5 protein-coding genes are annotated in these 8484 nt (G+C 44.9%); all 5 read right to left on the bottom strand.

Annotation, left to right across the window (positions count from 1 at the left end):
• On the bottom strand, positions 1–367 hold a 367-nt coding region (locus MTBBW1_RS20090), incomplete at its 3' end, for a phosphatidylserine decarboxylase (RefSeq protein ID WP_222424116.1).
• Between the two features lie 244 nt (positions 368–611).
• On the bottom strand, positions 612–1976 hold the full coding sequence (locus MTBBW1_RS20080; protein ID WP_080806462.1) for a hypothetical protein: 1365 nt from the start codon (positions 1974–1976) through the stop codon (positions 612–614).
• Between the two features lie 56 nt (positions 1977–2032).
• The gene (locus MTBBW1_RS20075) at positions 2033–2716 is read right to left on the bottom strand and encodes a CDP-alcohol phosphatidyltransferase family protein (protein WP_080806461.1); all 684 of its coding nucleotides are present in this window, start codon (positions 2714–2716) and stop codon (positions 2033–2035) included.
• Positions 2717–2984: 268 nt separating this feature from the next.
• The gene (locus MTBBW1_RS20070) at positions 2985–7433 is read right to left on the bottom strand and encodes a 2-hydroxyacyl-CoA dehydratase (protein ID WP_222424115.1); all 4449 of its coding nucleotides are present in this window, start codon (positions 7431–7433) and stop codon (positions 2985–2987) included.
• Positions 7434–7438: 5 nt separating this feature from the next.
• A complete protein-coding gene (locus MTBBW1_RS20065; RefSeq protein WP_080806460.1) occupies positions 7439–8281 on the bottom strand; it encodes a phosphatidate cytidylyltransferase in 843 nt (280 codons plus the stop codon).
• Positions 8282–8484: the final 203 nt, after the last annotated feature.

Below are 8484 nucleotides of genomic sequence, written 5' to 3'. Positions count from 1 at the left end.
CTGTACGAACCATTGCATTAGCGACAGGTCTAAATTCACGTTTTATATCCCGGATGAAAAAATCATTGGCATTTTCAAATTCATGTAATTGCTTAATATAGATATATGGTTGGGATAAATTAACATTGAGTTTGTCAGCAAAAAGTTTTACTTCTTGAACCCGTTTGGCTGGATCTGTAGAAAAAGGTGTGTCCATTTTTTGCTTTATTCTTTCGTTGGTATAATCATAGATCGTATGTATAATACGGTTTCGTACACCAAGAATCCGCCATTTATATAGAAGGACTGAAATTAAATTTGCTGCAAAAGGACGTCGTTCGCAGAAAAATGTCTTTTGTTCTCGATGGAAAACTTTTAGATTCACCATGGACCTGATGTTCCAGGCCAATAAGCAACCAATGAAAATGATAAATACAAAAAAAAAGATTATAATTTTTTTTTCATTAATTTTTTCCTTAGTGTTTATGGTGCTCTCCCGCTACTACTTTGATTATGATTTTGACTCTGATTTAGGTAACCAAAGCTGGCATATGTTCAATATAAATCTATTCAAAAATACTGAGCAGCACATTACCCAATAAAAAAATCCTCTTTGGAGGATGTTGAGATATTCAAGTGGGGGAAACAATCGTTTCATTTTCATTTTTCCTTTTGCATCTATTTTTGAACTGGATGGCGTAAACCAATATTGATACAAAGCACGATACAAATACCATCATAATGACGATAAGGATCATCTGATCAAAATTGGTGTTGGTTTTCTCTGCAATGATGGTAAAGACAAATGTCAATCCCAAACTCAATAGCGTGCCGATATTGGGCAGGTTGTTGTAGTACATCAGAATATTGGCTTTGTTTTCCATATTGGCCTTCTGGTTGGCATAGGTTCGGGTACTGTGCAAAAAAAGGCCAAGTGCAATGCCTGTCACGGTTCCGATGAAAAAAACATAGGGAACGCTCTCGGACAGCTTGAGAAAAAACAGCAATGAACCAAAAATCAGCAGGGATGAAGTGGCAACGTTTGATTTTGTGGAAAGAGATAGTGGATTTTCCCTTGTCTCGTCGGAAAACGATAGTGGTCTTTCTCTTGCCTCGCTGGAAAGTGATAAGGGGTTTCCCTTTGTCTCGGTGGAAAGAGATAGCACTGTACCTCTTTTTTCAAGGCGTTTTGAAGTTAATATGATCACTGCAAATATGGTCAGAACCGCAATAAAACTGATGTAACCGATCAATGCCCCACCGATCTGAACTGCATTTTTCATCTGATAATAATCTTGCAGAATATAGATTGCCAGAGAAGAGACAAGGATTACTCCCGCATGAATCAGAAAGACATATATCAGAAAACATTTTTCCGAGCCGTTTAGTCGGCTTCCTTCAGGGCTTGTCTTTGTTTTTGTATTAAAAGAGGGGATCATACGGGAAGAGAAAGATAAAAAGAGGATTGAGATGATAGCGATCAATGTCGGAACCACGATATTGACAGGTGTCAAAAAGAAAAATGCAGAGAAGAAAACCGGTGCGGAAATGTAGGCAAGCAACTGATATAGCACCATGGCATTTACATGGTGTTTTAGTTCAAATTCACTGTTCTGGTTTGACAGGCCGGTATCCAGGTAATTGTAAAGAAAATTTGAAATAAATTTTACGGCGATCAAAACCAGCAAAAACAGCGTAATGCTCTGAATGAAGTATTGAAAATTAAACAGTACCGTCAATAGAAGGAAAAGAGAGATGATGGCCGATTTACTGTCGTTAAGCAACTGACCGCACTTTTGACCGGTGGAGAGCCATACGCCGAGGATGGAGGCCAATGTGCCGGCGATAACCAGCAGTGCCAAAAGCATGGTTTTGTTTTCAGGATAATACTTCAGCAGAAATATTTGGGGAATCACATACGTGGTTCCTGAAAACAGAATGGAGATGTAGAAGAACACCATCTCTTCAAGGATGAGGGAAAGACTTTTCTTTTGCACCGGTTGCGCCACCTTTTATCACAAGTTTTTATCGTGGAAATAGATCCCGTTTCAGTTTACAAAAACATCAGAAATACCGAAATCGGCGTCAACAGATAAAATGATAGGGTGAATTTTCCGTTTTTATCATATTGAAACGACGAGACCATCCACAATGAGGTCAGAATATAAAATGGAATGAAAACCCATGTCGGTTCAATTTGGAAAGCACCTGCATTCATTGATAGTGCCGGTTCAACGTTTAAAGAGCCTGTGTGTATGGATAGTTCCGATTCAGCCTCGAAAAATCGTGTATATAGAGATGCCACGATCACAAACAGTGCAGCGGCATGGGTGCAGCACAGTCCACGGAAGTAGCTACGGCCACCCTTTTGCACCATGCCGTGTAGATTGAAATCAGCCAACCTCCAGATTCCTGCCAGAAGAAAGAGGCTGAAAAACAATAAGGAATAACCCCCATCAAATCCCATAAACCATGAGAGAACAATGGGGGTAATGACGAAATTCAGCAATTCCGACAGGCTGCCAAGCTCTTTTCCAAAGGGTGAAACCTGATTGAGTTTTCTGGCCAGCACCCCGTCGATTCGATTGAGCAGCAGGACGAACATGAATAATGTCAATGCCGTTTCAATATGGCCTTTCATGATGATGGCCTGGCAGGCAAGAGCCAGCACAACCGCCAGGGATGTGACTAAGTTGGGAATGTTTACATGTTTGAATACAGGGAAAAAGCGGGTCATCTTTTACTTCCTTTGTGGTTAATTCAAAATTGATATCCTATTGATTTTTTGGCATCCTCCATTCATCAGTTTACGCTTTGTGACTTGTTCCATTGTCTGAATCACTGATTAAACGGATTAAATGATGACACTGATTGAAAAAAATCCGTGTTATCCCTTAATCTGTGGCAATCCGTGATTCAGACAATGTTCACAAGACTCAAAAGATCATAGCTGTCGGTTTTTAGAATTGAATTGTTCGGCCATGATCAGCATTTTCAGCCATTTTTCAGGGAGAATGCCGATTTTCCATTTTATCAAAAGCCACGGAGAGCATCAGCTTGAGGCGGTTCAACTGGTTGATCTCACTGGCCCCCGGGTCAAAATCGATTGAAATGATATTGGCATGGGGATATCGTCTTTTAAGTTCCTTCATCATGCCTTTGCCTGTGATCTGGTTGGCGAGACAGGCAAAGGGCTGGATGCACACGATGTTGTGGATTCCCCCTGTTATCTGCTCGATCATCTCCCCTGTCAGAAACCACCCTTCTCCAGCCTGATGCCCCAATGAGAGGACTTCACTGGTTTTTTGGGCAAGCTCTCTGATGGAGGGCGGTGCTTCAAAGCGCCGGCTCTTCCTGAGTGCTCTTTTCATATGACGGCGGTAATATTCCACCACTTGGATGACAATCTGATCAAAATAGTATTTTTTTGCACTCCATGACAATTTCTTGTGCTTAAACCATGAATCATACGCACTGTACATCACATAATTGGCAAGCCCGGGTATCGTCACTTCTGCCCCATAGGACTCGAGGGTATGGATGATGTCGTTGTTGGCCAAGGGATGGTATTTCACGAGGATCTCTCCGACAATGCCCACCCGTGGTTTGACGATATCGTTGATTTCGATGGACTCGAATTCCCGAACGATTTGATAGATGTTTCGTTTGAATTCATCCCGATCGCCATCGATGACCGAAGCCTTGCAGCGGGAGACCCAGATTTCGTAGAGCCGATTTGCACTCCCCTTGATTTTTTCATAAGGCCGTACCCTGTGCAGCACATGAAGCAGCAGATCACCATAAAGCAGGCTGATGATGTACTTGTTCAAAAGTGCCGGCGTGATTTTGATGGCGTTGTTGCTGCCCAGACGCGTGGGGCTGAACTGAATGACGGGGATATTCCAGAAACCGGCTGCGGCAAGGGCTTTTCGCATAAAACCGATGTAGTTGGTGGCCCTGCACATGCCGCCGGTCTTATAGAGTGCGATATAGGTATTGTCAAGGTCGTATTTGCCTGATTTCAGGGCTTTGATATATTGCCCGATCATCACCACCGCCGGAAAACAGACATCATTGTTCACATATTTGAGACCTTCGTCGATCACATCCCTGTCATCCTGGGGAGTTGCCGACAGAATGTTCAGATTGTAGCCCGACGCTTTAAAAGCGGCCTCGAAAAATTGATCGTGGACCGGGGATAGCTGAAAGAGCAGAAGATTCTGCTTGTTGACCCGATCCAAGAGATGGGGCGGTATCTTCTCCACCGGATGGGAGAAAGGTGAGAGTGCCATGGCACCACGGCGTTTTTTCTCCATCACTGCGGCTTTCAGGGAACGAATTCTGATCTTGAAAATACCGCTTCGGCTCATCTCATCGATTTTGATGGCGGTATGCACCTTCCGTCTTTTTTTCAGAAGTTCCCGAGCCTGTTCAAGAGAGATGGCATCCAGGCCGCAGCCAAAAGAGTTGAGATGGACCAGCTCCAGATGCTCTGAATTGCTGACAAATCCGGCCGCTTCATAGACCCTGGATTGGAACATCCACTGATCCACAAAAAGAAGCGGCCTTTCAACGCTGCTTTTATGGCAGACGGACTGAACCGTGAGCACCGCCATGCCAAGGCTGCTGATAATTCTGTCAATCCCGTGATTGACTTCCGGATCGAGATGATAGGGTTTTCCGGCAAGGACAATGCCGGTGGTGCCTCTTTGCTCCAGAAATCTCAGTGTTTCATCCCCTTTTCTGCGGATATCGTTCTGTACGGCAGCCAGTTCCTTCAACCCTTCCGATACAGCTTCGGCAATCTCTTTTTTTCGGATGCCAAGGGGTTTCAACTCTTCAGAGAGCCTTACGATAAGCCGATCGACATCGTTAAAAGGCAGAAACGGGCTGATGAACTGGATATTTTTCTCCCCCAGGATATCCATGTTGTTTTTGATGATCTCTGGATATGAGGTGACGATGGGGCAGTTGTAATGGTTGTCTGCCTTGCTGAATTCGTTTTGCTCATAGGGAATGCAGGGGTAAAAAATCCGCTCAACTCCCTGATTCACAAGCCATGCCATGTGCCCATGTATCAGTTTTGCCGGATAACAGAGGGTATCCGAAGGAATGGTATCCATACCCATCTCATAAATTTTTCTTGAGGATATGGGCGACAATTCCACACTGAATCCCAATCGGGTAAAAAAGGTGAACCAGAACGGGTAGTTGTTGTATATGTTGAGTCCCCTTGGAATGCCGATGGTGCCTCTTATTGCTTGATCTGCGGGTAGTGGCGTATATGAAAATATCCGTTTCAATTCATATTGAAAAAGGTTGGGAAGTTCACTCCCTTTGAGATTGCAGGCAGCTACATTATTGAAAGCAGCTCTGTTATTGAAAGCAGCACCGTTTTCACATTTGTTGCCCGAATGGATCCGCCCGCCATGGCTGAAGGTGTTGACGGTGATGGAACAGCGGTTTGTACACCTTTTACAGCGGTGATGGCTTTTATTTACCTGGACTTTCAAAAGCGCTTCTTTTGAAAGCAGGGTACTTTCATGGTGTGCCTGAAATCGTTCCTTTGCAATAAGGGCTGCTCCGTAAGCTCCCATCAAACCGGCAATGTCCGGCCTTACGGCTTTTTTGCCCGATATCGTTTCAAAACACCGAAGTACGGCATCGTTCAAAAAGGTGCCCCCCTGGACAACGACATGTTCCCCCAACTCTTCGGGAGTTCGGATATTCATGACCTTGGTCAATGCATTTTTGATGACCGCATAAGACAATCCTGCGGAGATATCTCCAATGGATGCCCCTTCCTTTTGCGCCTGCTTGACCCTGGAGTTCATGAACACCGTACACCGGGTGCCAAGATCCACGGGATGCTCCGCAGAAAGTGCCATTGTCGCAAATTGATCTACTTTGATATTGAGGGATTGGGCAAAGGATTCGATGAAAGAGCCGCAGCCCGAAGAGCAGGCTTCATTCAAAAGCACACTTTCGATGAAACCGTCCCTGATTTTGAGGCATTTCATATCCTGCCCCCCGATATCGAGGATGAAATCCACGTCAGGCAAAAACTGTCGGGCTGCCCTGTAATGGGCAACGGTCTCCACCTCCCCGATATCCATGCCCAGGGCTGTTTTCAAAAGTTCTTCGCCATATCCGGTCACAGCGGAATTTTTGATACAACAGCTCTCTTGAAGCTTTCCATAGATATCAAGTAGAATCTCTCTTGCGGTTTCAAAGGGTTTGCCCTGATTACCGCCGTAATAAGAATAGATAAGCTCCCCGTTATCATTTAAAAGAACGGCCTTGATGGTGGTGGAACCGGCATCCATTCCCAGGTAGCAGTTACCAAAAGCTGACGAAATGGGGCTTTTTTTCACTTGTTTGGAGTGGTGTCTCTGGAAAAAATCCTCTTTTTCCGCTGCATTTGAAAAGAGCGGAGGCAGCCGTTTCACTTCATGGGAATTCATCTTTGTGATGGATAGAATCTTTCTGTGAAGCACATCAAAGGGCACGGTTTTTTCCCTCATGGATGCCAGTGCCGCACCCAAGGCCACAAATAGATGGGCACTGTCTGGAAGAATCGCAGCGTCATCTTTCAATTTCAGGGTTTCGACAAATCGTTTCCTCAACTGGGGCAGATAGCTCAAAGGCCCGCCTAAGAACATCACTTTCCCTTTGATGGGTTTGCCGCAGGAAAGGCCGCTGACCGTCTGATTCACCACGGACTGGAAAATGGAAGCTGCTATATCCTCTCTGCCTACACCTTCATTGATGAGAGGCATGATGTCGGTTTTGGCAAACACACCGCAGCGGGAAGCGATGGGAAAAATGGAGGTGTGTTTTTCTGCAAGACGGTCAAGGTTTGTAGGGTCGGTATTGAGAACAGCAGCCATCTGATCGATAAAAGCACCGGTGCCGCCGGCACAGATTCCGTTCATCCGCTGGTCGATACCTGCTTTTTCAAAATAGACGATCTTGGCATCTTCACCCCCCAGTTCAATGGCCACGTCCACATCCGGTGTAAACCGTTGTGCAGCCCGAACAGTGGCAACCACTTCCTGGATATGGCCAATCGTCAGAAATTGGGCAATGGAGACACCGCCGGAACCGGTAACAAGAATCGTCACCTCGGGGTTACCCAGTGTTTCTGCGGCCTGATTCATTATATGAATCAAGGTCTCCTTTAAATTGGAAAAATGGCGCTGATAGGTGCTGTAAACAATACGATCTTCCTTCAATGCCACAAGTTTCATGGTGGTGGAGCCGATGTCAATCCCAAGATGCAGCAGATTTGGAGGATTTTCACCTGCTGGTAAACCGGTTTGCAGCAATTTGACATTATCCTGAGATAATGGGGTATCATGTTGCAATAACGTTAGATCATGCATCCCTGGCATGGCGTCATGCTGCTGCAAATTGACATTGTTTTGCCGTAATGTGTCGTTATCATTCTGCATGATCTTCAGATTCCCTGTAAAAAGAGATAAAACATGGGGGCGGCAAATAGAATGTTGTCCAGTCTGTCCAGCACACCGCCGTGCCCGGGAATGAGATTGCTGAAATCTTTGATATCAAGCTTCCGTTTGATAGCAGAAAATAGAAGATCCCCTGCATTGCCGAAAATAAAAATGAATGTTCCGAGAGACAAGATTTCAAAGGGCGAATATCCCTTCAACAGGGGGATGACGGTTAAAAGAAGAAGCACTCCCAGCACAATACCCACCGTGCCAAAGAGATAGCCTTCCAGGGATTTGTTGGGGCTGATGGTCTTGAATATCCTGGTTTTGCCCAAAGATTTTCCGAAAAGATAAGCAGCACTGTCGTTGAGCTGCAACAAAAGAATCAGGGCAATGACCCATCCCGGGTCGAACCGATAGATGCCGACAAGGCTCACTGAACACGGCACAAGAACGGCAGTAATGAACAGCACAATATAAGATTTTGATGCCACATGCGCCTTTTTTCCTGCAAATGCAAAGAGGCTGACGCACAGGTAAAATGGAATCAGAAACCGTATCCAGTTCATCTGATATGAAAGTACCAGAGAGAGAACCAAAGCCATGGATATTCCCCAAAAATGATTTGTCTCCACATGCCCTGTCATCTCGTAAACACCCACCCCCAACAGCGTGAAGATAAAAGCGCCAAAGAGATATTCTCCGCCAATGAGAAACAGAGAGAAAATATTCACCATAACCAGTAACGATGCGGTTCGGCGGAACAGTTCCCGTTTCTTTAGAATCCATCCAAAGGCACAGAAGATGCCAACCAGTATGGACGCTGCCACATAAAATCGCAGGATCATTTTGTTTTTTTATTTCACCTCCATTGGCAAAAGCAGGGCTTGATTTGGGATGTCTAAATTTGCTATTTTTAATTGCTCATTCATTTTCACGGTAAACAGGCATGAATGATTACGTATCAATCACTCCCAAATATAAAAATGATAGTCATTTTCACGGTAAACGGGCATGGCTGCCATCCAGCCACCCCCGAATATGGCAAATT

The organism is Desulfamplus magnetovallimortis (genome assembly GCF_900170035.1).
In the GTDB taxonomy this organism is placed as follows: Bacteria; Desulfobacterota; Desulfobacteria; order Desulfobacterales; family Desulfobacteraceae; genus Desulfamplus; species Desulfamplus magnetovallimortis.
The sequence above is the reverse complement of the archived record's forward strand: the minus strand, read 5'-3'. Positions and strand labels throughout refer to the sequence as shown.